This is a genomic window from Streptomyces sp. NPDC051909 (genome assembly GCF_040681095.1).
In the GTDB taxonomy this organism is placed as follows: Bacteria; Actinomycetota; Actinomycetes; order Streptomycetales; family Streptomycetaceae; genus Streptomyces.
Map to the genome: position 1 here is coordinate 1 of NZ_JBFAYA010000025.1, position 22,170 is coordinate 22,170.

23 protein-coding genes are annotated in these 22,170 nt (G+C 74.5%); 9 read left to right on the plus strand and 14 right to left on the minus strand.

Features of this window, described 5'->3' with window-relative positions:
• Positions 1-91: 91 nt before the first annotated feature.
• The 4 genes from AB0M18_RS29825 to AB0M18_RS29840 all read right to left on the minus strand — a co-directional run bounded on the left by AB0M18_RS29825 (position 92) and on the right by AB0M18_RS29840 (position 2,795).
• On the minus strand, positions 92-514 hold the full coding sequence (locus AB0M18_RS29825) for a (2Fe-2S) ferredoxin domain-containing protein (RefSeq protein ID WP_365763430.1): 423 nt from the start codon (positions 512-514) through the stop codon (positions 92-94).
• Entirely contained in the window at positions 511-1,032 is a 522-nt protein-coding gene (locus tag AB0M18_RS29830) for an isochorismatase family protein (protein WP_365763431.1), read from the minus strand. Before AB0M18_RS29830 ends, AB0M18_RS29825 begins: the two co-directional genes overlap by 4 nt.
• A 137-nt stretch (positions 1,033-1,169) precedes the next feature.
• On the minus strand, positions 1,170-1,739 hold the full coding sequence (locus AB0M18_RS29835) for a GNAT family N-acetyltransferase (RefSeq protein ID WP_365763433.1): 570 nt from the start codon (positions 1,737-1,739) through the stop codon (positions 1,170-1,172).
• A gap of 9 nt (positions 1,740-1,748) precedes the next feature.
• Entirely contained in the window at positions 1,749-2,795 is a 1,047-nt protein-coding gene (locus AB0M18_RS29840; RefSeq protein WP_365763435.1) for a bile acid:sodium symporter family protein, read from the minus strand.
• 103 nt (positions 2,796-2,898) lie between these two features.
• On the opposite strand from AB0M18_RS29840, the gene AB0M18_RS29845 reads away from it, so the two are divergent.
• From AB0M18_RS29845 to AB0M18_RS29855, 3 genes are all read left to right on the plus strand, one after another.
• On the plus strand, positions 2,899-3,858 hold the full coding sequence (locus AB0M18_RS29845) for a LysR substrate-binding domain-containing protein (protein ID WP_365763437.1): 960 nt from the start codon (positions 2,899-2,901) through the stop codon (positions 3,856-3,858).
• Between the two features lie 281 nt (positions 3,859-4,139).
• Complete coding sequence (locus AB0M18_RS29850) at positions 4,140-5,963, plus strand: AMP-binding protein (RefSeq protein WP_365763439.1); 1,824 nt, start codon at positions 4,140-4,142, stop codon at positions 5,961-5,963.
• A gap of 200 nt (positions 5,964-6,163) precedes the next feature.
• Entirely contained in the window at positions 6,164-6,958 is a 795-nt protein-coding gene (locus AB0M18_RS29855) for an aldo/keto reductase (RefSeq protein WP_365763581.1), read from the plus strand.
• A gap of 84 nt (positions 6,959-7,042) precedes the next feature.
• Here the strand turns inward: AB0M18_RS29855 and AB0M18_RS29860 are convergent, their stop codons facing one another.
• Both AB0M18_RS29860 and AB0M18_RS29865 read right to left on the minus strand, forming a co-directional pair.
• Positions 7,043-7,972, minus strand: a complete 930-nt coding sequence (locus AB0M18_RS29860) for a methyltransferase (RefSeq protein WP_365763441.1) — start codon at positions 7,970-7,972, stop codon at positions 7,043-7,045.
• An 80-nt stretch (positions 7,973-8,052) separates the two neighbouring features.
• Positions 8,053-9,003: a WYL domain-containing protein gene (locus tag AB0M18_RS29865; protein WP_365763443.1), complete on the minus strand. Its 951-nt coding sequence runs from the start codon at positions 9,001-9,003 to the stop codon at positions 8,053-8,055.
• 39 nt (positions 9,004-9,042) lie between these two features.
• Between AB0M18_RS29865 and AB0M18_RS29870 the strand changes: the two genes are divergently transcribed.
• Together AB0M18_RS29870 and AB0M18_RS29875 are read left to right on the plus strand one after the other, a co-directional pair.
• A complete protein-coding gene (locus AB0M18_RS29870; RefSeq protein ID WP_365763445.1) occupies positions 9,043-9,534 on the plus strand; it encodes a hypothetical protein in 492 nt (163 codons plus the stop codon).
• Entirely contained in the window at positions 9,531-9,998 is a 468-nt protein-coding gene (locus AB0M18_RS29875; RefSeq protein ID WP_365763447.1) for a hypothetical protein, read from the plus strand. Before AB0M18_RS29870 ends, AB0M18_RS29875 begins: the two co-directional genes overlap by 4 nt.
• Here AB0M18_RS29875 and AB0M18_RS29880 read toward each other — a convergent pair.
• Both AB0M18_RS29880 and AB0M18_RS29885 read right to left on the minus strand, forming a co-directional pair.
• Positions 9,976-10,719 carry a class I SAM-dependent methyltransferase gene (locus tag AB0M18_RS29880; protein ID WP_365763583.1) on the minus strand — a complete coding sequence of 248 codons (744 nt, stop codon included), beginning with the start codon at positions 10,717-10,719 and terminating at the stop codon, positions 9,976-9,978. The genes AB0M18_RS29875 and AB0M18_RS29880 overlap by 23 nt on opposite strands.
• A 35-nt stretch (positions 10,720-10,754) precedes the next feature.
• Entirely contained in the window at positions 10,755-11,057 is a 303-nt protein-coding gene (locus AB0M18_RS29885) for a 4a-hydroxytetrahydrobiopterin dehydratase (protein ID WP_365763449.1), read from the minus strand.
• 90 nt (positions 11,058-11,147) lie between these two features.
• On the opposite strand from AB0M18_RS29885, the gene AB0M18_RS29890 reads away from it, so the two are divergent.
• The gene (locus tag AB0M18_RS29890; RefSeq protein ID WP_365763451.1) at positions 11,148-11,957 is read left to right on the plus strand and encodes a helix-turn-helix transcriptional regulator; all 810 of its coding nucleotides are present in this window, start codon (positions 11,148-11,150) and stop codon (positions 11,955-11,957) included.
• Positions 11,958-11,964: 7 nt separating this feature from the next.
• Here AB0M18_RS29890 and AB0M18_RS29895 read toward each other — a convergent pair whose 3' ends face one another.
• Positions 11,965-12,387, minus strand: coding sequence for a hypothetical protein (locus tag AB0M18_RS29895; RefSeq protein WP_365763453.1), 423 nt, complete (start codon positions 12,385-12,387; stop codon positions 11,965-11,967).
• A gap of 247 nt (positions 12,388-12,634) precedes the next feature.
• Here AB0M18_RS29895 and AB0M18_RS29900 point away from each other — a divergent pair, with 247 nt between their 5' ends.
• Positions 12,635-13,828 carry a low temperature requirement protein A gene (locus tag AB0M18_RS29900; protein WP_365763455.1) on the plus strand — a complete coding sequence of 398 codons (1,194 nt, stop codon included), beginning with the start codon at positions 12,635-12,637 and terminating at the stop codon, positions 13,826-13,828.
• Between the two features lie 40 nt (positions 13,829-13,868).
• On the opposite strand, the gene AB0M18_RS29905 is transcribed toward AB0M18_RS29900, so the two are convergent.
• The 3 genes from AB0M18_RS29905 to AB0M18_RS29915 all read right to left on the minus strand — a co-directional run bounded on the left by AB0M18_RS29905 (position 13,869) and on the right by AB0M18_RS29915 (position 18,054).
• Positions 13,869-15,296: an amino acid permease gene (locus AB0M18_RS29905; protein WP_365763457.1), complete on the minus strand. Its 1,428-nt coding sequence runs from the start codon at positions 15,294-15,296 to the stop codon at positions 13,869-13,871.
• Positions 15,297-15,361: 65 nt separating this feature from the next.
• On the minus strand, positions 15,362-17,452 hold the full coding sequence (locus AB0M18_RS29910) for a phage holin family protein (protein ID WP_365763585.1): 2,091 nt from the start codon (positions 17,450-17,452) through the stop codon (positions 15,362-15,364).
• A 197-nt stretch (positions 17,453-17,649) separates the two neighbouring features.
• The gene (locus AB0M18_RS29915; protein WP_365763459.1) at positions 17,650-18,054 is read right to left on the minus strand and encodes a hypothetical protein; all 405 of its coding nucleotides are present in this window, start codon (positions 18,052-18,054) and stop codon (positions 17,650-17,652) included.
• A 165-nt stretch (positions 18,055-18,219) separates the two neighbouring features.
• On the opposite strand from AB0M18_RS29915, the gene AB0M18_RS29920 reads away from it, so the two are divergent.
• Complete coding sequence (locus AB0M18_RS29920; protein ID WP_365763461.1) at positions 18,220-18,993, plus strand: MBL fold metallo-hydrolase; 774 nt, start codon at positions 18,220-18,222, stop codon at positions 18,991-18,993.
• An 11-nt stretch (positions 18,994-19,004) separates the two neighbouring features.
• Positions 19,005-19,691: a DedA family protein gene (locus AB0M18_RS29925; protein ID WP_365763587.1), complete on the plus strand. Its 687-nt coding sequence runs from the start codon at positions 19,005-19,007 to the stop codon at positions 19,689-19,691.
• Here AB0M18_RS29925 and AB0M18_RS29930 read toward each other — a convergent pair.
• Positions 19,671-20,708 carry an MBL fold metallo-hydrolase gene (locus AB0M18_RS29930; protein WP_365763463.1) on the minus strand — a complete coding sequence of 346 codons (1,038 nt, stop codon included), beginning with the start codon at positions 20,706-20,708 and terminating at the stop codon, positions 19,671-19,673. The two genes, AB0M18_RS29925 and AB0M18_RS29930, sit on opposite strands and share 21 nt — an antisense overlap.
• 114 nt (positions 20,709-20,822) lie before the next feature.
• Complete coding sequence (locus AB0M18_RS29935) at positions 20,823-22,055, minus strand: aminotransferase class I/II-fold pyridoxal phosphate-dependent enzyme (RefSeq protein WP_365763465.1); 1,233 nt, start codon at positions 22,053-22,055, stop codon at positions 20,823-20,825.
• Positions 22,056-22,170: the final 115 nt, after the last annotated feature.

Sequence of the window (22,170 nt, forward strand, 5' to 3'; positions counted from 1 at the left end):
GTACGAGGATGATCCTCCGCCTTGCGCCTGCACGCACCGGACGCCGCGCGCCCCGCCCTGCGGGCGGACGACGCTATTTGTCAGACACGGCCTAGGGCGGGACAGGCCCTGGGGGTGTCTTGCCCGGTCCCTGGTTCTTCGGCGGGTCGATCATCTGGAGTTCCAGGGTGGGCGGCGGCGGTACGAGGCCGGGGCCGCCGGCCTCCGTCCAGGCGAGGACCTCGTCGAGGCAGTCCTGGTCGGCGCTCCAGCCGAGCCACGCCGCCCGGCCGCCGCGCCGCCGCCCTTCGGTGGACGGCTGCACGACGAGCACATCGGCCTGGGCGCACGGGCCGAGGCAGTCGCTGGTACGGACGACCAGACGGCCGCCGGAGGCCACGGCGGCCTCCCGGAGCCGGGCGAGCTGGCCGTCGTGGTCCTGGCCGGGGTTCTTGCGGGCGTCGCCGCAGCAGCAGCCGCGGCACACGACGAGGGAGCAGGGGCGGGCCCCGTACCGTATCGGCACCCGGGTCACCGGGCCCCGTCCAGGGTGACGGCGTCGGCCGGGGCGACGGTGCCGAGGCGCGGGAAGTCGAGCTGGACGGAGGCGCGGTGCTCGTCGGCGGTGAGGGCGGTCATGGCGTCCTCGGCGAAGACGAGGTCGTAGCCGAGGTCACCGGCGGCGCGGGCGGTGGACTCGACGCCGAGGTTGGTGGCGATGCCGCCGAACACGAGGGTGGTGACGCCGTGCTTCTGGAGCAGCTCGTGCAGTCCGGTGGCGTGGAAACCGCCGATGGTGCGCTTGACGACGATCTCGTCTCCGGGGCGCACGAGTTCGGCGACGAGGTCGCTGCCGGGCGGCTGGGTGTCCACGCCGGGGCGTTCGACGCGGACGTGGACGACGGGCGCGTCGGCGGCCCGGAAGGTCTCGGCGAGCCGGCCGGCCGTGACGAGCACGTCGCTGCCCGGGCGGGGGGCGAGGGGAAGCGCGACGATGCGTTCCATCAGGTCGACGAGGACGAGCGCGGTGCGGCCGGGATCGAGTGCGGGCATGGGAGCACCGTATCGGGCCCGATGATCATCCCGGGGCGGGCGGGGGCGTGATCCCGCCAACGGGGGCGCCCACGCCTCCGCGCCCCTGCGTCCCTGCGCCCCGGCGCCCCGGCGCCCCGGCGCCCTGTCGGGAGTGCTCACGCCCCGTACGCGCGGACGTGCACATGCCCGTCCCGGGGATACGCGGGAGGCGCCGCCGGCAGGACCGAGTCCAGCTCGTAGCCGGCCTTCCGCGCGACGCTGCACGACGCCGTGTTGTCCTCCTGGTGCAGGAGCTTCAGGAGGGTGAGTCCGTCACCGGCGAACGTGGCGAAGGCCCAGTCCGTCAGGGCCCGCAGGGCCCGGGGCGCCACGCCGCGGCCGCGCGCGTGCGCGGCGGTCCAGTAGCCGACCTCGGCGGACGAGGCGCCGGGCGCGACGCCGTTGAGGACCGCGTGCCCCACCATCCGCGCCGCCCCGCCCGGCTCCTCGGGCTCCAGGACGGCGAACGCGAAACGCGTGCCCGCCGCCCAGCCCCGCTGCTGCTCGCGCACCCAGTCCGCCGCCCCGGCCGCGTCGTCCACGGCCATGCTCGTCCAGCGGCGCAGGTCGGCGTCCCGCGCCGGCTCGACCAGGCCGGGGGCGTCGGACGACTGCCAGGGGCGCAGGACGAGTGCGGGGGCCGTGGGTGTGGCCTCCGTCGTGATGAGTGTGATGATCTTGTCCATCCGTGGAGCCTACGGGGCCGGCACCGCGACCCGCCCGTCGTTCGCCTTCGCCGGCTCCACCGCCTCCGGGTCGCGGGCCCGGCGGCGGGCGATGACCGCGCAGACCATCAGCTGCATCTGGTGGAAGAGCATCAGCGGCAGCACGGCGAGCGAGGCCTGCGCGCCGAACAGGACGCTGGCCATGGGCAGTCCGGCGGCCAGGCTCTTCTTGGAGCCGGCGAACTGGATGGCGATCCGGTCCCCCCGGCCGAAGCCGAGCCGCTTCGCGCCGTACCAGGTCAGCCCCAGCATCATGGCCAGCAGCACCGCCTCGACGACGAGCAGCAGCCCGAGCCGGGCGGGGGTCACCAGGTGCCAGACGCCGCGGGTCATGCCCTCGCTGAAGGCGGTGTAGACGACGAGCAGGATCGAGCCCCGGTCGACGTAGCCCAGCGTCCTCTTGTGCCGGACCAGGAATCCGCCCACCCAGCGGCGCAGGAACTGTCCCGCGAGGAACGGTACGAGCAGCTGGAGCACGATCTCGACGACCGAGTCCGCCGAGAAGCCGCCCGCGCTGTGACCGAGCAGCAGCGCCGCGAGCAGCGGGGTGATCAGGATGCCGGCCAGCGAGGAGAAGGAGCCCGCGCAGATCGCGGCGGGCACGTTGCCGCGTGCGATCGAGGTGAAGGCGATCGAGGACTGGATGGTCGACGGCACGAGGCAGAGGAAGAGGAGGCCGCTGTAGAGGTCGGGGGTGAGGACCGTCGGGACCAGGCCCCGGGCCGCCAGGCCGAGCAGCGGGAAGACCACGAAGGTGCAGGCCAGAACGGTGCCGTGGAGCCGCCAGTGCTTCAGGCCGTCCAGCGCCTCGCGGGTCGAGAGCCGCGCCCCGTAGAGGAAGAAGAGCAGCGCGACCGCCCCGGTCGCCGCCCCGTCCGCGACCGTCGCCGCCGCACCGGAGGCGGGCAGCAGCGCGGCGAGCCCGACCGTCGCGAGCAGCGCCAGGATGTACGGGTCGATCGGCAGCCAGGTCGGCAGGAGGGGTCGGCGGGGCGTACGGGGTGTGCGGGGGCTCATGGGTCCATCCTGGTGGACGGGCCGGCGATCGGGAACGCCGCACAGCGCACTGACTGTCATCGCGAATCGTGATAAGCGCCGCTCGCGGCGCTATCGTCGGGGTGTGTACGAGCCGACCCAGCTGCGCACCTTCCTCGCGGTCGCCCAGACGCTGAGTTTCACCCAGGCCGCCCGGCGTCTCGGGCTGCGCCAGTCGACGGTCAGCCAGCATGTGCGGCGCCTGGAGGAGGCGACCGGCCGGCCCCTCTTCGTCCGCGACACGCACGGTGTGGAGCTGACCGAGGACGGCGAGGCGATGCTCGGCTTCGCCCGCGCGATCCTCGCGGCGCACGAGCGGGCGGCGGCCTTCTTCACCGGGACGCGGCTGCGGGGGCGGCTGCGGTTCGGCGCGTCGGAGGACTTCGTGACGACCCGGCTGCCGGAGATCCTGGAGACCTTCCGGCGCGAGCACCCCGAGGTCGACCTGGAGCTGACGGTCGAGCTGTCCGGCACGCTCCAGGCGCGTCTTGAGGCGGGGCGGCTCGACCTGATCCTGGCCAAGCGGCGCGGCGGCCGGGCGGATCAGGGCGGCGGCCCGGTCGAGCCGGACGGTGGCCGGGGCGAGCCGGACGGCGGCCGGGCGGAACAGGGCGGCGGCCGGGCGGAACAGGGCGGCGAGGAGCTGGTCTGGCAGGACGTGCTGGTGTGGATCGGCGCGCCGCGGCTGCGGCTCGACCCGGAGCGTCCGGTGCCGCTGATCGTCTTCCCGCCGCCCGGGATCACCCGGGCACGCGCTCTGGAGGCGCTGCAGGCGCAGGGCCGGCCGTGGCGGATCGCCTGCACCAGCAGCAGTCTGAGCGCGAACGTGGCGGCGGCGCGGGCGGGGCTCGGGGTGATGGCGCACACCCGCGGTCTGCTGCCGGCGGGGCTTGTCGAGCTCCCGGCGCGGGCCGGGCTGCCGGAGCTCGGTCCGGTGGACTTCGTGCTGCGCAAGGGCCGGCGACGGGGGCCGACCCAGGAGGCGGCGGACGCGCTGGCCGCGGCGATCCTGGCGGGCGGGGACCGGCTGCACCGGCCGCGGTGACGTCGCCGGGAACAGGCGGGGCCGGGTACGGGACCTGCGCCCGGCCGTCGGGTGTCGCAGTGATCGCTCCGTACAGATTCGGTGGAGATTCGGGCCCCCGGGGCTCGCCCGCGATCGGGCAACCGGGTCCGGGGAACTCTTCCTTGCCCGCTCACCGGTCGCTGACCTGTGCGAATGCGTTATGTCGCGGCTTGGTGAAGGCCCTCCCGCCCGGCTGCGGGGTGGGGTAGTTTCACCCGCGCCGTACGGAGTGCCACATCGAGCGGGTGAGGAGCAGGTCAGTGCGCGAGTTCACCGTTCCGCCCGTCGAGGCGGCGCCTCAGGTCGGCGGTCTGGCGGACGCCGTGTTCGACCACGCCGACAACGATCCGCACCGGGTGGCCCTCGGCCGCAAGGACGCCGACGGACAGTGGCAGGACGTGACGGCCGCGGCCTTCCGGGACGAGGTCCTGGCGCTCGCGAAGGGGCTGATCGCGCAGGGGGTGCGGTTCGGCGACCGGGTCGCCATCATGGCGCGCACCCGCTACGAGTGGACGCTGTTCGACTTCGCGCTGTGGACCCTCGGCGCCCAGTCGGTGCCGATCTATCCGACCTCCTCCGCCGACCAGGTGCTGTGGATGCTGCACGACGCCGAGGTCACGGCCTGCGTGGTGGAGCACGAGGACCACGCGATGACGATCGGATCGGTGGTCGACCGGCTGCCGCGGCTCCAGCGCCTGTGGCAGCTGGACGCGGGCGCGGTCGAGGAGCTGACGGCGGCGGGCGCGGAGATCGACGAGGACGTCGTGCAGCGGCACCGCAGGGCGGTGACGCCGGACTCGGTGGCGACGGTGATCTACACCTCGGGCACCACGGGCCGTCCCAAGGGCTGTGTGATCACGCATGCCAACTTCATGTTCGAGACGGAGATGCTGACCGGGCGCTGGGAGTCGGTGTTCCACTCCAAACCGGGCGACGAGGCGTCCACGCTGCTGTTCCTGCCGCTGGCGCATGTCTTCGGGCGGATGGTGGAGGTCGCCGCGATCCGCAGCGGGGTGAAGCTGGGCCACCAGCCGGTGCTCGCCGCCGCCGAGCTGCTGCCCGACCTGCAGGCCTTCCGGCCGAGCTTCGTGCTCGCGGTGCCGTACGTCTTCGAGAAGGTCTTCCACGCCGCCCGGCGGCGCGCCGAGCAGGAGCGGAAGCGCGGCCCCTTCGACAAGGCGGTGGACGTGGCCGTGAAGTACGCGGAGGCGCTGGAGCACAAGGCCTTCGGCATCGGCCCCGGGCCGTCGGCGGCGCTGCGGATGCAGCACCAGTTCTTCGAGAAGACGGTGTACGGGAAGGTGCGGGACGCGCTCGGCGGCCGGGTGCGGCACGCGATGTCGGGCGGCTCGGGGATGGACCGGCGGCTCGGGCTCTTCTTCGAGGGCGCGGGTGTGACGATCTTCGAGGGGTACGGGCTGACGGAGTCCTCGGCGGCGGCGACGGCGAACCCGCCGGAGCGCACCCGGTACGGCACGGTGGGGCAGCCGGTGCCGGGCACCACGGTGCACATCGCGGAGGACGGCGAGGTGTGGCTGCACGGCGGGCATGTCTTCTCCGGTTATCTGAACGATCCGCAGGCCACGGACGCCGTCCTGAACGACGGCTGGCTGGCCACCGGCGATCTGGGCATGCTCGACGAGGACGGCTATCTGACGATCACCGGGCGGAAGAAGGAGATCCTGGTGACCTCGGGCGGCAAGAGCGTGTCGCCGGCCGGTCTCGAGGAGCGGGTGCGGGCGCATCCGCTGGTCTCCCAGTGCATCGTGGTCGGCAACGACCGGCCGTATGTCGCGGCGTTGGTCACCCTGGACCAGGAGGCCGTGGAGCACTGGCTGGCGATGCAGAACCGGCCCCCGCTGCCGCCCGCGGAACTGGTGCACGACGCGGCCCTGGAGACGGAGATCCGGCGGGCGGTGGTCGCGGCGAACACCAAGGTCTCGCAGGCGGAGTCCATCCGCACCTTCCGGATCCTGGCGCATCCGTTCAGCGAGGAGCACGGGCTGCTGACCCCGTCGCTGAAGCTGAAGCGGAAGGCGATCGAGCAGGCGTACGCGGCCGAGGTGGAGGCGCTGTACCGCTGACCGCGCGGTCAGCGGGCGCGCGGTCAGCGGGCGGGTGCTCTGCGGGCGGGTGCTCTGCGGGCGGGTGGGCGGAATGCGATCACCGTCGTGATCGTTGAGGCTGTGAGGACTACCCCGAAGCCCCCCGACGACGTAAGGATCCATCCCTCGTGAGCACGGACAACAAGGTCCCCTTCCTCACCCTGAACAACGGCGTGCCCATGCCGCAGCTCGGCTTCGGTGTCTGGCAGGTGCCGGACGACGAGGCCGAGACGGCCGTCGCCACCGCCCTGGAGGCGGGTTACCGCTCGATCGACACCGCCGCGATCTACGCGAACGAGGCCGGCACCGGCAAGGCGCTCGCCGCCTCGGGGCTCCCGCGCGAGGAGCTGTTCGTCACGACGAAGCTGTGGAACAGCGAGCAGGGCTACGACTCGACGCTGCGCGCCTTCGACGCCTCGCTGGAGAAGCTGGGCCTCGACTTCGTCGACCTGTACCTGATCCACTGGCCGGTGCCGGCGAAGGACGCGTACGTCGACACCTACCGGGCCTTCGAGAAGATCCTGGCCGACGGCCGGGCGCGCGCCATCGGCGTGTCGAACTTCCTGCCCGAGCACCTGGAGCGGCTGATCGGCGAGACCTCGGTCGTGCCCGCCGTCAACCAGATCGAGCTGCACCCGCAGCTCCAGCAGACGGCGTCCCGCGAGGCGCACGCGAAGCACGGCATCGCGACCGAGGCCTGGTCGCCGCTCGGCTCGGGCAGGGGCCTGCTGGCGGTCCCGGCGATCGTGGCGATCGGGCAGAAGCACGGCCGCACCCCGGCCCAGGTGGTGCTGCGCTGGCACCTCCAGGTCGGCAACGTGGTGATCCCGAAGTCGGTCACCCCGTCCCGTATCCGCGAGAACATCGATGTGTTCGACTTCGAGCTGGACGCCGAGGACCTGGCCGCCATCGCCGTCCTCGACGAGGGCCGCCGTCTCGGCCCGAACCCGGGCGAGTTCAACGTCGGCGCCTGATCGCGGACGGGTGTACGGGGCCGGGGGCCCGGCGGATCTCCTTCCGCCGGGCCCCCGCCCTGTCCCTGTCCCTGTCCGGGTCGGTCAGGGCTTGCGGGCCGTGTGGACGGTACGGGCGAGCAGCAGGAACACGTCCGGGCGCCGGTGCAGCGACAGCGGCTCCGCCGGGTCGAGCAGCCGCTCGACGGCGGCGCGGTCCTCCTCGGGCAGCCGGTCGCCGAAGCCGTCGCGCAGGCGCTCGTAGTGCGCGACGACCTGGCCGCGCACCGCGTCCGACAGCGGTGCGGGGACGTCGGCGAGGAAGCTGCGGGTGCCGCTCGGGTCGAGCCCGGCGCCGGTGAGCAGTGCGGCCCAGTCGTCGATCTCCTCCTTGCTGTCGGGCAGCGAGGCCCGCATCTCGCCGAACCACTCGGCGTGCGCCGCGTCGAGGCGCGCCTCAAGGCCGGGCCGGCCGACGCCCTGGTTCCACGGCAGATGACGCTCCGGAAGGCCGCCCTCCGCGAGGGCGAGCACACCGCCCGGGTTGAGCAGCCCGGCGAAGGAGGCGATCGCGGCCCGCTGGTCGCCGATGTGGTGGAGGGAGTTGCTGGCGAAGATCAGGTCGGCGGTGCCCAGGGAGCCGAAGTCGCCGGGGAGTTCGGCCCGCAGCGTGCCGACCCGGTCGCCGAGACCGCGGGCCTCGGCCCGCTCCCGGGCGAGCGCGAGGAGTTCCGGGGTGGCGTCGACGGCGACCACCTCGGCCTCCGGGAAGGCCTCCGCGAGCAGCGCGGTGACGACGCCCGGCCCGCTGCCGACGTCGAGCACCCGGCGGACCGGACCGGCCGGGAGGAGGGAGGCGAGCCAGGCCGCGGCCGCCGCGTAGAGGGGGCTCTGGGTCTCCGCCTGCACGGTGAGCAGCGGGGCGAGCTCGGCCCAGTCGAGGTGGGTGTGGTCGTGTCCGTGGCCGTGGCCGGAACCGTGGGAGCCGTGGTCGTGGGAGCCGTGGTCGTGCCCGGCGTGGTGGTCAGCGCTCATGGGGACAGCGTGCGCGCCCGCTGCCGCACACGCGAGAGAACTTGCCGGTTCGGCAAAGCCCGTTTTCCGGACCGCGCCGGTCAGGCGTAGCGCGCGGCGAGGGTGCGCACGGTGGCGGCGATCCGGGCGCGGAGGTCCTCGGGGGCGAGGACCTCCACCTCCGCGCCGAGCGCGAGCAGGGTGTCGTGCGCGTGGTCGGGGCCCTCGACGGGGAGGGTGGCCCGGGTCCAGCCGTCGGGTTCGGGGGTGCCGTTCTCGGCGAGGGCGCGGGCGGCGGCGCCGGTGAGCCGGGCGGCGCCGCGCGGGGAGATCCGTACGACGGCCTCGCCGTGGTGGAGCCGGGCGTGGAAGTCGGCCTGGGCGGCGCGCCAGTGGGCGGCGAGTTCGAAGTCCTCGGGGATCTCGGCGTCCTCGTCGGTGACGGTGAGGTCGAGGATCTGGTCGACCCGGTAGGTGCGGGGTCCCGGCCCGGCGACCAGGTACCAGCGCCCGGCCTTGAGCACCAGGCCGTACGGGGCGAGCCGCCGGTCGACGTCGGTGGGTTCCTTCCAGCGCCGGTAGCGCACGGCGAGCACCCGCCCGTCCCGTACGGCGTCGGCGACCTGTGGCAGGAACGGCGTGCCGGTGTCCTCCGCGTACCAGCCGGGGGCGTCGATGTGGAAGCGGCCGCGCAGGCGGTCGACGTGCTCGCGCAGCGGCGCGGGGAGGGCGGCGCGCAGTTTGAGCTGGGCGTCGGCGAAGTGTCCGCCGAGCCCGAGTTCATCGGCGGCGGCCGGGAGCCCGGCGAGGACGAGGGCCTCGGCCTCCCGCGCGTACAGGCCGGTGAGCCGGGAGCGGTGGCCGGCGAGCAGCCGGTAGCCGCCGCGGTGCCCGGCGTCCCCGTAGAGCGGGACGCCGGCGGTGTGCAGGGCCTCGACGTCGCGGTAGACGGTGCGGACGGAGACCTCCAGCTCCTCCGCGAGCTGGGCGGCGGTCATCCGGCCGCGGGTCTGGAGCAGCAGCAGGATCGTCAGGAGTCGGCTGGACTTCACTGACAGAAGATGTCAGTGAACCGCTCCTACAGTCCAGCCATGGCTTTCACGGAGAAGAACCTGTTCGTCCTGCCGCCGGTCGTGGTCGCCGGCCGGCAGCTGAAGCGCTACCACGTCACCGCCGACCCGGCGGGCATCGAGCCGGAGGTGGAGAAGGCGGCGTACGCGCTGCTGCCCGAGCTCCTTCCGGAGCCGGACGGCGCCACCCCGGCGGCCGGTTTCGTGGTGCTGCACCGGGGCGGCGACACCGGCGCGTATCTGAACGTCTACAGCTGGGTGTGGGACAACGTGCTGCACTTCGCGGGCGCGGCGGCCGGGCAGCCGGCCCTCGACTGCCCGGACCTGGACCCGACCCGTTTCGTACGGATCGATCCGGCCACCCGCAACTGGATCGGCTGTGTATGGGAGTTGGCGCCGCTCGGGCACGAACGGGAGGCCTGGGTACGGCACATGCTCGCGCCCGACGCCCCGGACCTGTCCGGCTATCTGGCGGACGCGCTGACCACGGGCACCACGGGGGTGTGCGCGTGAGCGGCGGGGACTTCGACTTCCTGGACGGCCGGTGGACCGTGCGCAATCGCCGGCTGGCCGACTTCCTCGATCCGGACAGCGGATGGGAGGAGTTCGACGGGCACACCACCGGGCGTCTCTTCTGGGGTGGCCGGGCGCACGCCGACGAGATCGTGTTCCCGTCGAAGGGCTTCAGCGGTCTGACGCTGCGGTTGTACGAGCCGGAGACCGACGAGTGGACGCTGAACTGGTCCAACAGCCGGACCGGCCGGCTCGAACCGCCGGTGCGGGGCCGGTTCGGCGCGGACGGCACGGGCCTGTTCCTCGGGGACGACCACTACGAGGGGCGGCCGGTGCGGGTGCGGTTCCGCTGGACCGGGATCGGTCCGGACACCGCCCGCTGGGAGCAGTCCTTCGCGCCCGCCGGATCGGAGGAGTGGGTGGTGAACTGGGTGATGGCGTTCAGCCGCGAGGAGCCGTCCTGACGTAGTGGGCGAGCCGGTAGGCAGGGTCGGGGCGCGGCCGGTCCTGGTCGGGCAGGGCGGCGAGCGCCACGCACAGGGCGTCGGTGTCGGCGGGCGTGCCGCGGTACCAGGAGGCGTAGTAGCCGCGGCGCAGCTTCGCCGCCGTCCCGCGCGGGGTGGCGCCCTGGCCGTGGCCGGTGAACTCGGTGCCGGACGCCGGTTCGAGGCCGTGGGCGGCGGCGTACGCGGTGATCCGCGCGGCGCGGTCGGAGCCGGCGTCCGGCGCCCGGTGGGGGCGGAGCAGCGCGTCGATGTCGCTGCCGACGTCGTGGCAGGCGTCCTTGTCGACGGTGGTGAGGAGCACCCCGCCGGGGCGGAGCACCCGGGCGGCCTCGGCGACGATCTCCTCGGCGAAGGGCACGAGGTGAAGCAGCCAGACCGCGCTGACGGCGTCGACCGCCCCGTCCGGCAGGGGCAGCCGGCGGGCGTCGGCGCGCACCGCCCGCCCGGGGAGCCGGGTGGCGGCGGCGCGCAGCATCGCGTGGGCGGCGTCGGCGCCGTACACGGTGAGGCCGGGGCGGGCGACCCGTTCGGTGACGAGACCGGTGCCGCAGGCGATGTCGAGGAGGGTGCGGGTGCCGGGCGGCAGCAGCCGGAGGACGGCCTCGGCCGCCGCCTCGGCCCTCGGCACGCCGCCGCGGGTCTCGTCGTAGCGCGCGGCCTCGGCCTCGTAGTCGAGAATCGTCTCCCCCATGCGGGGATGGTACGGCGAGGGCGTCAGCGCGCCCCGTGGCCGGGGGCCAACGCCTCGACACGTTCGGCGAGTTCGAAGTCCTTCTCGGTGATCCCGCCGGCGGAGTGGGTGTTCACGGACACGGAGACCGTGTTGTAACCGAGCGTCAGATCACTGTGGTGGTTCAGCTCCTGCTGGATCTGCGCGACATGGACGACGAGCGCGGTGGCGGCGAAGTGGTCGGCGAGCTCGTAGCCGCGGGTGATGCGGTCGCCGTCGAGGGTCCAGCCGGGGAGCTCCCGCAGGCGGTCCTCGATCTCCTTCTGCGACAGGGGCTCAGTGGGCACGTGGTGCTCCCTCCGGTAGGTGTGCGGGGTGGTGACGGAGCGGTCCCGGGGAGAAGGTACCCGGGTCCCCCTCTGGGATACCGTCTGCCCATGACGACTGTCGCGACCGACACGGGTGTGGGGCCCCTGCTGCGCGGATGGCGCGAGCAGCGGCGGCTGAGCCAGCTGGAGCTGGCGCTGCGGGCGGAGTCGTCCGCGCGGCACATCTCCTTCGTCGAGACGGGCCGCTCGCGGCCGTCCGAGGAGATGATCCTGCGGCTCGCGGAGCACCTGGACGTGCCGGTGCGCGACCGCAACGCCCTGTTGCTCGCGGCGGGTTACGCGCCCCGCTACGCCGAGTCGGCGCTCGACGCGCCCGAGCTGGAGACGCTGCGCGAGGGGATCGAGCGGCTGCTGCGGGGGTACGAGCCGTTCCCGGCGCTCGTGGTCGACGGCTCGTACACGGTGGTGGCGGCCAACCGGGGCGTCCAGCTCCTGCTCGCGGGCCTTCCGGAGCATCTGCTGACGCCGCCGCTGAACGCGATGCGGATCACGCTGCACCCGGAGGGTCTGGCGCCGCGGATCCGCAATCTGCGCGAGTGGCGGGGGCATCTGCTCGCGCAGATGGAGCGGCAGATCGGGCTCGCCCGCTCGGAGCCGCTGCGCGCGCTGTACGAGGAGGTGGCGGCCTATCCGCTGCCGGAGGGGACGGCGGACCCGGACGACCGGGAGGACCCGGAGCCGTACCCGTACTTCGCGCTGCCGCTGCGGATCGAGCACGACGGGCACGTGCTGTCCTTCGTGTCGTCGATCTCGACCTTCAACACGCCGATGGACGTGACGGTCGCCGAGCTGGCCATCGAGACGATGCTGCCGGCCGACCCGGCGACCGCCGCCTATCTCCAGTCGCAGACCGGATAGCCCCCTCTTACGGCGTGGCCTCGGAGGCGCGCAGCGCGGACCACTGCAGGCCGGCGAAACCGGCGACGGTGCCGGCCTGGAGCAGGGTCCACACGGTGCCGGCGGTGGTGGGCTCCAGCCAGGCCACGAGCGCGACCACGCTCAGCACGGTCCACAGCAGGTTGATGTCGACAACGGCCTTCACCGCGCCGGCGGCGGGCCGCGCCCGGCTCGCCGCCCAGGCCACCCCGGCGGCGTACGCGCCGAGGAGGAGCCCGAGCTCGAAGAGCAACCCCCGGTCCACTCCGAGGAGTTCACCGAGCGGTCCGGGGGCGACGGCGTAGGCGAGCCCGTTGGCGCCGGTGACGACGGCGTCGAGGGCGAGGAACCGGCGCACCATGGAGCGCGGCCGGGTGGTGCGGGAGAGACCGGCGAGCAGGGCCTGGGACATGGGAGATCACCTTCCTGGCAGGGCGGTTCACGGCGTGCGGGTCCGGTGCCCGGACGGAGTGCGCCGCCCGGGAACCGGTGCCTTGAGCTTGCCGGGGCGGGCCGATGGCGTCGATTACGTCAGAGGTAAGGGGAGGTGAGGCGATCCGGTAGGCGGCCCGGGCCGGTAGGGTGCGCGCCGGGACGGCCGGCGGGGGCGCGGCCGGGTGACGAGGGGGGGCGGCATGGCGGCCGGATATCGGTCACGGATGGTGGCGACAGAGGGCGATCACAAGGTGACGCCCGCCGAGTTGTTCTTCGATCTGGTCTTCGTCTACGCGATCACGCAGGTCACGGCGCTGATGGCGGCCGCGCCGTCGCCGACCCGGGTGGTCGCGGCGATGGTGGTGCTCGCGCTGCTGTGGTGGTGCTGGTGCTGCTTCGCCTGGCTGGGCAATGTCGTACGGGCCGACGCGGGCGCGCTGTTCGGGGTCCTCGTCACCGTGATGGCGGTGGTGTTCGTGGTGTCGCTCGCGGTGCCGGAGCTGTTCGCCGACCCCGCCGACGGGCTGCCGTTGCCGCTGGTCTTCGTCATCTCGTACGGACTGGTGCGGGTGCTGCACCTGGTCTCGTACCGGATCTCCAGCCCCGGCGACACGGCCCTGCACCGCACGCTGCGCCGCACGGCGCTGCTCTCGGTCGCGCCGCCGCTGGTCCTGCTGCTCGCGGGCTGCGCGTACGAGGGGACACCGCGGCTGCTGCTCTGGCTGGGCGCGGTCCTGGTGGACTACGGCGGCATCTACGTCACCGGCGCGTCCGGCTGGCGGGTCAACTCCCCCGGCCACTTCGCCGAACGGCACGGTCTCATCGTGATCATCGCGCTCGGCGAGTCGATCGTGGCGATGGGCGTCGGCGTGGCCGACTTCCCGCTGACCGCGGCGGTGATCGGCGCGTGCGCGGCGGGGCTGCTGCTCTCGGCCGGGCTGTGGGCGCTGTACTTCCGGCGTTTCGGCGAGCCGGCCGAGCACCGGCTCGGCGCGCTCGACGGCGACGAGCGCACCCGCTTCGCCCGCGACGTCTACACCTTCCTGCACCTGCCGCTGGTCGCGGGCGTGGTGCTGTGCGCGCTCGGCATGAAGAAGGTGCTTACCCAGGTCGCCGACACCGGCCACTACGGACTGGCCGAGCCGCTGCACGGCACGGTGGCCTGGTCGCTGACCGGCGGTGTCGGGGTGTTCCTCCTCGGCGCGGCGGCCATCACGCTGCGCTCCTCCGGCCGCCGGCCGACCGCCCTGCTCGTCGGCGGCGCGGCCGGGCTCGCGGCCGGCCCGCTGGTGCAGCGGGTACCGGCCCTCGTGGCCCTCGCCCTGCTCGCGGCGGCGGTACTCGCACTGGTCCTCGCGCACGGGCGCGGGGCGCGGACGGAGGGACGCTCCGGACACGAGCTCGGGGCCTCACGGTGATCCGTACCGCCCCGCCCGGCCGACGCCCCCGGCCCGCGTCTCACTCCGCGGGGGTGTCCGCCCCGGGGGCCGTGGTCTCGCCGGCCGCGGCGCCCGCGCGGCTCTTGCGGGCCGACATCGCCGCGTACACCAGGACGCCGGCGAAGAGGAACAGCACGCCCTGGTAGACGGCCGCGTAGCCGGAGCCCGCGACCAACCAGATCGAGAAGCCGAAGGCGGCGAGGGCGAGGACGCCGTCCCGGACGAGGCGGGCCTTGGAGACCTTCTCCGGCCGGCCGGAGAGGAGGAAGTGGATCTGGGCGGCGGTGGAGAGCAGGTAGGGCACGGTGGCGGTGAAGGTGGTGACGAGCACCAGGATCTCGAAGACGCCCTCGGTGCCGGCCGTGTAGTTGTAGACGGTCAGGAGCGAGGCGAGGGCGACGGTGACGACGACGCCGACGGTCGGGACGCCGCGCCGCTTGACCGTGAAGGCCTTCGGGAACAGGCCGTCGCGGGCGGCGGCGTAGGGCGCCTGGGCGCTGAGCAGGGTCCAGCCGTTGAGCGCGCCGAGGATGCTGATCATGGCCATCACGGCGACGGCGGCGCCGCCCCAGGAGCCGCCGAACATGATGTTCGTGGCGTCGGAGAAGGGCGCCGTGGAGTCGACCAGCCTGTCGTGGGCGACCGTGCCGAAGACGGCGAGGGTGCCGAGCAGATAGACGGCGGCTGCGCCGAGGGTGCCGAGGACGGTGGCGCGGCCGACGTTGCGGCGCGGGTCGCGGACCTCGCCGGCGCTGACGGCGGCGGACTCGACGCCCAGGTAGCTGAAGAGCAGGATCGCGGCGGAGGCGGAGACCGCGCCGAGCGCGCTGCCGCCGCTCGCCTGGAAGGGCCCGAGGTTGTCCGGGTCGAAGAAGAACAGCCCGCCGACGGCGACGAGGATCAGCGGTACGAACTTCAGCACGGTCGCGACGATCTGCACGGCGCCGACATAGCGGGTGCCGGCCAGGTTGGCGAGGCCGGGCAGCCACTGGAAGGCGAGGGCCGCGGCGATGGTGGCGAGCGTGGACTCGTGGACCGGGACGATCACGTCGAGGTAGCCGACGGCGGCCACGGCGAGGGCCGCGTTCGACACCCAGGCGGTGATCCAGTACGACCAGGCGGCCAGGAAGCCTGCGAAGTCGCCGAAGGCGGCGCGGGCGTAGACGTACGGGCCGCCGGTCTGCGGGAGGCGTCGGGCCAGCTTGCCGAAGACCAGCGCGAGGGCGATCGCGCCGAGGGTGAGGACGCCGAAGGCGAGCAGGCTGATGGTGCCGAAGGGGGCGACGGAGGCGGGGAGCAGGAAGATGCCGCCGCCGATGATGTTGCCCATGACCAGGGCGGTCGCGACGGGGAGCCCGAAGCGCCGGGCGTGCTTGCTGCCCTTGCCGTCCTGCTGCGGGTCGTGCGTGGGGGCCGGGGCGTCGGGTGCGATGGTGGCCGTGCTCATGGGGGTGGTGCGCCTCTCGTCGTACAAACGCCACCATGGTCCGGATGGCGGGACGACGTTCCAAATCACCCGTTTTTGTCCCGTGCGGCGGGCCCCTCGACCGGAAGAACCACTTCCGCATCGGCGCCCGACGAGGAAATCTCCAGCGGCACCTGCGGGCCCTCGCCCTCCCGCAGCCAGGCGCGCAGCACCTCGTGCACCCGCTCGGCGCCGACCAGGTCGGCGGGCGGCGGGGTCAGCTCGCGCGGCCACAGCAGGAACGGACGGGACTGGTCACCGCCGAGGCCGCCGTGCGAGCCGATCTGCTCCTCGAAGGCGTGCACGGTGCCGGCGGCGGGGTCGTACATCGAGTTGACCATGATGTCGGCGACGTGCGGGAAGCCGTCGGTGCGGCGCACCGCGGCGGCCGCGCCCGGCCCGAACACCGCCAGCGGGCCCTCGTCCGCCAGCGAACCGACCGGCACCTCGGCCCCGTCCCGGGCGAGCACCACCGAGCCGTGCGCCTCGCTCGCGACCAGCAGGAAGCCGATCCCGGGGTGGTGGGCGAGGGTGCGCAGCAGGGCCGGGTGGAGGCGGTCGATCTCCTCGCGGGTCATCCGGTGCGGCACGCCGGGGAAGGACACCAGGCCGAGGTTGCCGGAGGCGAGCACGACCGGTTCGGGGGCGCGGGCCGCCGCCACGGCCGCCGCCTCCGCGCCGTCCTTCCCCGCCTCCCCCGCCTCGTCCACCGGCCGGTGCAGGGCGCTGCGCAGCGCGTCGCGGGCCGCGTCGCGGGCCTCCGACCCACTGCGCGTACGCCGCACCCGGCGCGACACGGGCAGCCCGCACCCGGCCCGTACGAGCTCCTTCAGCGTCAGCCCGTAGGCGGACTCGAAGGTCTCCCCCGTGCTCTGCCCGTGGTCGGAGAGCAGCACGATCCGGTACGGGCGGGGCGCGTGCTCGGCGACCTTGGCGATCAGCGCGACCGCCCGGTCGAGCCGTGCGAGCACCTGGTCGGTGTCGCGGCCCCGCGGCCCCGAGTGGTGGGCCACCTCGTCGTAGGCGACCAGGTCGGCGTAGACGGCGGTGCGCCCGGCGAGCATGTCGCCCATGACGGCGGCGACCACGACGTCCCGCTCGACGACGGTGGCGAAGGCCCGGACGAAGGGGTAGAGGCCGCCGCGCGAGACCCGGGGGGTCTCGCGGCGCAGCCGGGCGCGGAGCGACTGGGCGATCTCCCGGACGACCTCGTTGACGAGGGAGCCGGCGGTGCGGACGGCGTTGGCGGGGTCGGAGAAGTACGCGAAGTAGCCGGCCCGGGAGCGGTTGCGGCGGCCGCGGCGGGCGGCCATCGAGAGCACCAGGGCGAGCTGGTCGGCGCCGCCGCTGAACAGGTTGCCGCGCGAGGCGCCGTCGAGGGCGAGCAGTCCGCCGTCGCCGGTGCGCTCGACGGCGCGGCGCTGGAGCTCCACCGCGCTCGCGGGCCGGTTGGAGACCATCAGCCGGCCGGTGTCCTTCTCGTACCAGCGGAAGGCGGGCACGTCCTCGTTGGAGCCGTGCAGGATGCCGAGCTGGCTGGCGCCGGTCTGGCTGGACCAGTCGGTGCGCCAGGAGGTGAGGGTGTGGGTGGTGGCCAGCCACTCGGCCACCGTCGGCATCCGGCCGGCGGCGACCGCGTCGGACAGCACCTGGTGGCCGACGCCGTCGAGTTGGAGGAAGACCGTGCCGGGCACCGGCTCGGCGCCCGCGCGGACGGCCCGGGGTCGTTTGCGGTCGGCGAGCCGGTAGAGGCGGCGCCGGTAGGCCTCGTCGTCCCGGACGGCGAGCGCGGTGGAGGTGGCGGAGGCGACGGCCGACATCACGGCGGCCACGACCACGGCGGTCTCGGGCGCGGCGGCGGCCCGCCCGTCCGTGCTGAGCCGGAGCGCGAGGAGCAGCAGCGAGCCGTTCAGGAAGAACACCAACAGGCCGAGCACCAGGGCCGGTACGAGCAGCAGCGCGCGCACGATCAGCGGCCAGACGAGGGCGCTGAGCAGGCCGAAGGCGCCCGCGCACCAGGCGGCGGTGAAGGCGACGGTGGTGAGGCTCTCGCCGTCGGCGGACTGCAGCTGGAAGTCGGGGAGGAGGGCGGCGAGCAGGAGCAGGGTGAGCGTGGAGACCGCCCACACCGTGATCACCCGCAGGAGGGCGCGGCTCGCGCTCCGCCAGCGGATCCGGTGCGGGCCCGCGGCCCGTCCTCGCCGTTCGCCCACGCCTCGTCACCTTTCGCCCGTTTCCTGCCCCCAGCGTGGCACAACGGCGGCGGGGCGGGGCGGGGCCGCCGGCGTGCGACCGGCGTGCGACGACGGCTTCCGCCCGGCTCCCCGGGCACTGGTCAGGAGCCGTCGTACCCGGCGGTGGGCATGGAGAGCCTGCGGTGCACCCCGGCCTTCTTCGGAGCGTCGTACGCCGGCTCGGCGAGGCCCGCGGTCTCCAGGCGCACCCCGCGCCGCCCGCACTCGGCGCGGAAGCCGGGGACGTCGGTCAACGCCCGGGCCAGGACGCGTTCGTTCGGGGCGACGAAGACGTCCACGGCCCCTTCGTCGACATCGGCCCACAGGGCGTCGTGGTCGGGCCGGATGCCGTAGAAGAGCAGCTCTCTCGTCACCACGTAGCCGTGCTCCCGGGCCCACCGGCAGCACATGGCGTGCTGGCTGCGGGTGTCGACCAGGAAGGGGTCGTCGTCGAGCTCTTCGAGCGGGGTGAGGCTGGCGATCGCCGCCACCCGAACGTCGTCCATGGGGCGACCCTACTGCGTCGGAGGGCACCACAGGAGGGGCGCGGTATACCAAGAAGGGGCATTCCGGTGGCGTCCCGCCCCGCCCGCGCCCCCGGACATCTACCCTCGATACGGACGGCCGGGCCCGGACACGGGCCGGCGGCGACGGGAGAGGGCGGCGGACCGGTGGAAGTCACCTGGTGGGGCCACGCGACCTGCACGGTCGAGGACTCCGGCGTGCGTCTGCTCACCGACCCGCTCTTCGCGCGCCGGCTCGCCCATCTGCGGCGCCGGCGCGGCGCGCTGCCGCCGCCCGAGGCGGCCCGCGCCGAGGTCGTCCTCGTCTCGCACCTGCACGCCGACCATCTGCATCCGCCCTCGCTGGCCCGGCTCGCCCCCGGCACCCGGCTCGTCGTCCCGGCCGGTGCCCCCGAGGCCGTTCCCGCGCTGCGCCGGCTCGCCCGGCAGGGCCTGCGGATCACCGAGCTCGCGGCCGGCGAGGAGCTGTCCGTGGAGGGCGTGACGGTACGGGCGGTGCCTGCGCGGCACGACGGGCGCCGCCTGCCGTACGGGCCGCACCGCTCCCCCGCGCTCGGTTACGTGGTGGAGGGCGAGGCCCGCACCTACTTCGCGGGCGACACCGGCCTCTTCGACGAGATGGCGGAGGCGGTCGGGCCGGTCGACGTGGCCCTGCTCCCGGTCGGCGGCTGGGGCCCATACCTTGGCCACGGCCATCTGGACGCGCGCCGCGCCGCCGAGGCGCTCGCCGCGCTGTCCCCGGCGGCCGCGGTGCCGGTCCACTACGGCACGTACTGGCCGATCGGCCTGGACGCGGTCCGCCCGCACGAGTTCCACGCCCCCGGCGACGACTTCGTCCGCCATGCCGCGCGGCTCGCCCCGAAGGTGACGGTCCACCTCCTCGGCCACGGCGAGCGGGTCCGGCCCGAGGTCGCCCGGTGATCGACCGGGTCATGGCGGTGGTGCGCGAGCTGCCGCCGGAGTCGACTCAGCAGGCGGTCGGCTATCCCTCCCTCTTCCTCCTGGTGGCGTTCGGCGCGCTGGTGCCGGTGGTACCGACGGGGGCCATCGTGAGTTCGGCGGCGGTGGTGGCCTTCCACCAGACGGCGCCGCTCTCCCTCCTCTACGTCTTCCTGGTCGCGGCCTCCGCGGCCTTTCTCGGCGACCTGGCGCTCTACTGGCTCGGGCAGCGCGGCATCAGGTCCCGCAACGGCTCGCGCTGGCTCGCGGCGCTGCGCTCCCGGGTCACCCCGGACCGTCTCGCGCACGCCCAGGAACGCCTGGAGAGCCACCAGGTGCCGGTCCTGGTGCTGTCCCGGCTCGTACCGGCCGGGCGGATCCCGGTGATGCTGGCCTGCCTGCTCGCCGGGATGCCGCTGCGCCGGTTCGCCCGGGGCGATCTGCCGGCGTGTCTGGCGTGGGCGGCGACGTACCAGCTGATCGGGATCCTGGGCGGCTCGCTGTTCCCCGAGCCCTGGCAGGGCGTGCTGGCGGCGGTGGGTCTGACGGTGCTGATCAGCGCGGTGCCGGCGCTGTGGCGCCGGCTGCGCGGGCCGCGCCGGGACACGCCGGAGCACTCAGGGGGCGAGCAGTCGGGGAGCGAACAGTCGGGCGGCCGGTCAGGGGGCGAGCACGCCTGAGGCGCCGACCGGCAGGTCCCACAGGTCCTCGCGGGGCAGTCCGGCCTTGGTCCAGGCGTCGCGGACGCGGGTGAGGGGTTCGAGCACGGGCTCGGAGGAGAGCACGAAGGTGGCCCAGTGCATGGGGGCCATCCGGCGCGCGCCGAGGTCCTGGAAGGCGCGGACCGCCTCCTCGGGGTCGGTGTGGACGTCGCTGAGCCACCAGCGCGGGTCGTAGGCGCCGATCGGCAGCAGGGCGAGGTCGATGTCCGGGTGGCGGCGGCCGATCTCGGCGAACCAGTGTCCGTAGCCGGTGTCGCCGGCGAAGTAGATCTTCCGGCCGGCCCGGTCGGTGAGCACCCAGCCGCCCCACAGGGAGCGGCAGGTGTCGAGCAGGGTGCGCTTGGACCAGTGGTGGGCGGGGACGAAGTCGAAGCGCAGGCCGTCGAGTTCGGCCGCCTCCCACCAGTCGAGCTCGGTGACCCGGGTGAAGCGGCGGCGGGTGAACCAGCGGCCGAGTCCGGCGGGCACGAAGAGCGGGGTGCGGCGGGGCAGCCGCTTGAGGGTGGGCGCGTCGAGGTGGTCGAAGTGGTTGTGGCTGATGACGACGGCGTCGACCGGCGGCAGGTCCTCCCAGCGGACGCCCACGGGGGTGAGACGGGCCGGGGTGCCGAGGATGCGGCGGGACCAGACGGGATCGGTGAGGACGGTGAGTCCGCCGGCCCGGACCACCCAGCTGGCGTGCCCCGCCCAGGTGACGGCGAGGGTGTCGGGCCCGGCCTCGGGCAGCGGTCCGGGGGCGAACGGCAGCAGCGGGATGTCGCGGAGCCCGTCGGGCCCGGGGCGCACGGCACCCTCGCGGGCGAGGCGTGCCATGGCGCGGACGCCGGGCAGCGGGGCGGTGAGCCGGTCGGCGAAGCTGCGCGGCCAGTCGTGCCGGACCCGCCCGAGGGGCTGGGGCGCGGGCACCGGGTGCGGGGCGTGGGGGGTGCGGGCGGACTGCGGGGCCCGGGGCGGGCGTGCCGTCTGTTCCGTCATCTCTGCGGCCTCCGTGTGTTCCGTCAACCGTCTCGTTCTCGACCGGCTCGTTCGTCGGGTCAGCCGGCTTGGTCGTCAGGTCGATCCGTCAGGTCGATCCGTCAGGCCGGTCTGTCAGGCCAGTTCGTCGAGGGCGGCTCCGAAGGAGCCCAACGCGCGGGCCACGTGCGGCAGTTCCTCGGGGCGGGCGGCGGTGAGGGTCTGAGTCCGTTCCTCCTCGGTGGTGCCGAGGAAGGCGGCGGTGTCGAACCGGACGCGCAGCGCGCCGAGTTCGTCGCCGAAGCGGTGACCGCCCGGGACGGGGGTGCCGAGCCGGGCGGTGAGGTGGTTCTCGAGTTCGAGGGAGTCGGTGACCCCGCGGGCGGCGAGTCCGGCGCGCAGCGGTCCGAGGTCGGCGTAGAGGTGGCGGCCGGCCTGCGGGGGCCGGGCGAGGGCGCCGGCGGCGAGCACGGCGTGGTGGGCGGCGGCCGCGACCCGGCCGTGCACATGGGCGGTGAGCCGGGCCCGTACGGTGACGTCCTCGGGTTCGTCGAGGGCGTGCGCGGCGGCGGGGGCGAACGGGCCGGGGACCAGGGCGCCGAGCGCGGTGAGGATGTCGAGGGTCCGGGCCCGGTGGTCGCCGTAACGGTCGGAACGCGAGACGGCGGCGGGCGGGAAGCGGGCGGCGGCGCAGGGCCAGGCGGCGGGCGCGAGGGCGCCGGCCAGGTCGGTGAGCACGGTGACGTCGTCGGGGCACATCTCGGCGGGGCTGAGCAGCACGGTGTCCTGCGGGCGGTGCAGGGTGTCGCGCCAGGTCTCGTCGCTGATGATGTGCAGCCCCTCGGCGACGGCGGCCTCGCAGGCCTCGCGGAGGATCTCGGGCGGGGCGACGGTGGCGGTGGGGTCGTCGGCGACGGAGAGCAGCAGCAGCCGGGGGTGGCCGCCCTCGGCGCGGACCCGGCGGACGGTCTCCAGGAGGGCGTACGGGTCGGGGACGCCGCCGCACTCGGCGGGCGTGGGCACGTGGTAGGCGGGGCGGCCGAGGAGCCGGGCCTGCGGGGTCCACCAGGCGGGGCAGGGGCGGGGCAGCAGCAGGTCGCCGCCGTGCGCGGCGATCAGGGCGAGCAGCAGGGGCGGGGCGCCGGGGGCGGCGGCGACGTCCTCGGCATGGGTGCGCAGTCCGCGGCGCCACCAGTAGCCGGCGGCGGCCTCGCGGAGCACGGGTCCGCCGCCGGGCGGTTCGGGTCCGGTGCGGTCGACGGCGGCGGCGAGCAGGGCCGCGAGGCCGGGCAGCACCGGGAGGCCGGGCTCCGGTGCGGGCGGCCCGTAGCGCACGGGACCGCGGCTTTCCGGGGCCGTCTGCCGCATCTCCCGAACCTCCTCGTGCCCACGGCTGCGCCGGGGCGCCCGCGAGCGGCGCGCCCCAGTGCCCTTTATACGGAGGTTTGCCGGGTTCCGCCGCTCGCACCGCGCCCGCAACGGG

Coding starts and splice junctions, on each gene's coding strand:
- AB0M18_RS29830 (WP_365763431.1), bottom strand. CDS start 1,032: ATGCCCGCACTCGATCCCGGCCGCACCGCGCTCGTCCTCGTCGACCTG.
- AB0M18_RS29835 (WP_365763433.1), bottom strand. CDS start 1,739: ATGGACAAGATCATCACACTCATCACGACGGAGGCCACACCCACGGCC.
- AB0M18_RS29840 (WP_365763435.1), bottom strand. CDS start 2,795: ATGAGCCCCCGCACACCCCGTACGCCCCGCCGACCCCTCCTGCCGACC.
- AB0M18_RS29855 (WP_365763581.1), top strand. CDS start 6,164: ATGCCGCAGCTCGGCTTCGGTGTCTGGCAGGTGCCGGACGACGAGGCC.
- AB0M18_RS29860 (WP_365763441.1), bottom strand. CDS start 7,972: ATGAGCGCTGACCACCACGCCGGGCACGACCACGGCTCCCACGACCAC.
- AB0M18_RS29870 (WP_365763445.1), top strand. CDS start 9,043: ATGGCTTTCACGGAGAAGAACCTGTTCGTCCTGCCGCCGGTCGTGGTC.
- AB0M18_RS29890 (WP_365763451.1), top strand. CDS start 11,148: ATGACGACTGTCGCGACCGACACGGGTGTGGGGCCCCTGCTGCGCGGA.
- AB0M18_RS29895 (WP_365763453.1), bottom strand. CDS start 12,387: ATGTCCCAGGCCCTGCTCGCCGGTCTCTCCCGCACCACCCGGCCGCGC.
- AB0M18_RS29900 (WP_365763455.1), top strand. CDS start 12,635: ATGGTGGCGACAGAGGGCGATCACAAGGTGACGCCCGCCGAGTTGTTC.
- AB0M18_RS29905 (WP_365763457.1), bottom strand. CDS start 15,296: ATGAGCACGGCCACCATCGCACCCGACGCCCCGGCCCCCACGCACGAC.
- AB0M18_RS29915 (WP_365763459.1), bottom strand. CDS start 18,054: ATGGACGACGTTCGGGTGGCGGCGATCGCCAGCCTCACCCCGCTCGAA.
- AB0M18_RS29925 (WP_365763587.1), top strand. CDS start 19,005: ATGGCGGTGGTGCGCGAGCTGCCGCCGGAGTCGACTCAGCAGGCGGTC.
- AB0M18_RS29930 (WP_365763463.1), bottom strand. CDS start 20,708: ATGACGGAACAGACGGCACGCCCGCCCCGGGCCCCGCAGTCCGCCCGC.
- AB0M18_RS29935 (WP_365763465.1), bottom strand. CDS start 22,055: ATGCGGCAGACGGCCCCGGAAAGCCGCGGTCCCGTGCGCTACGGGCCG.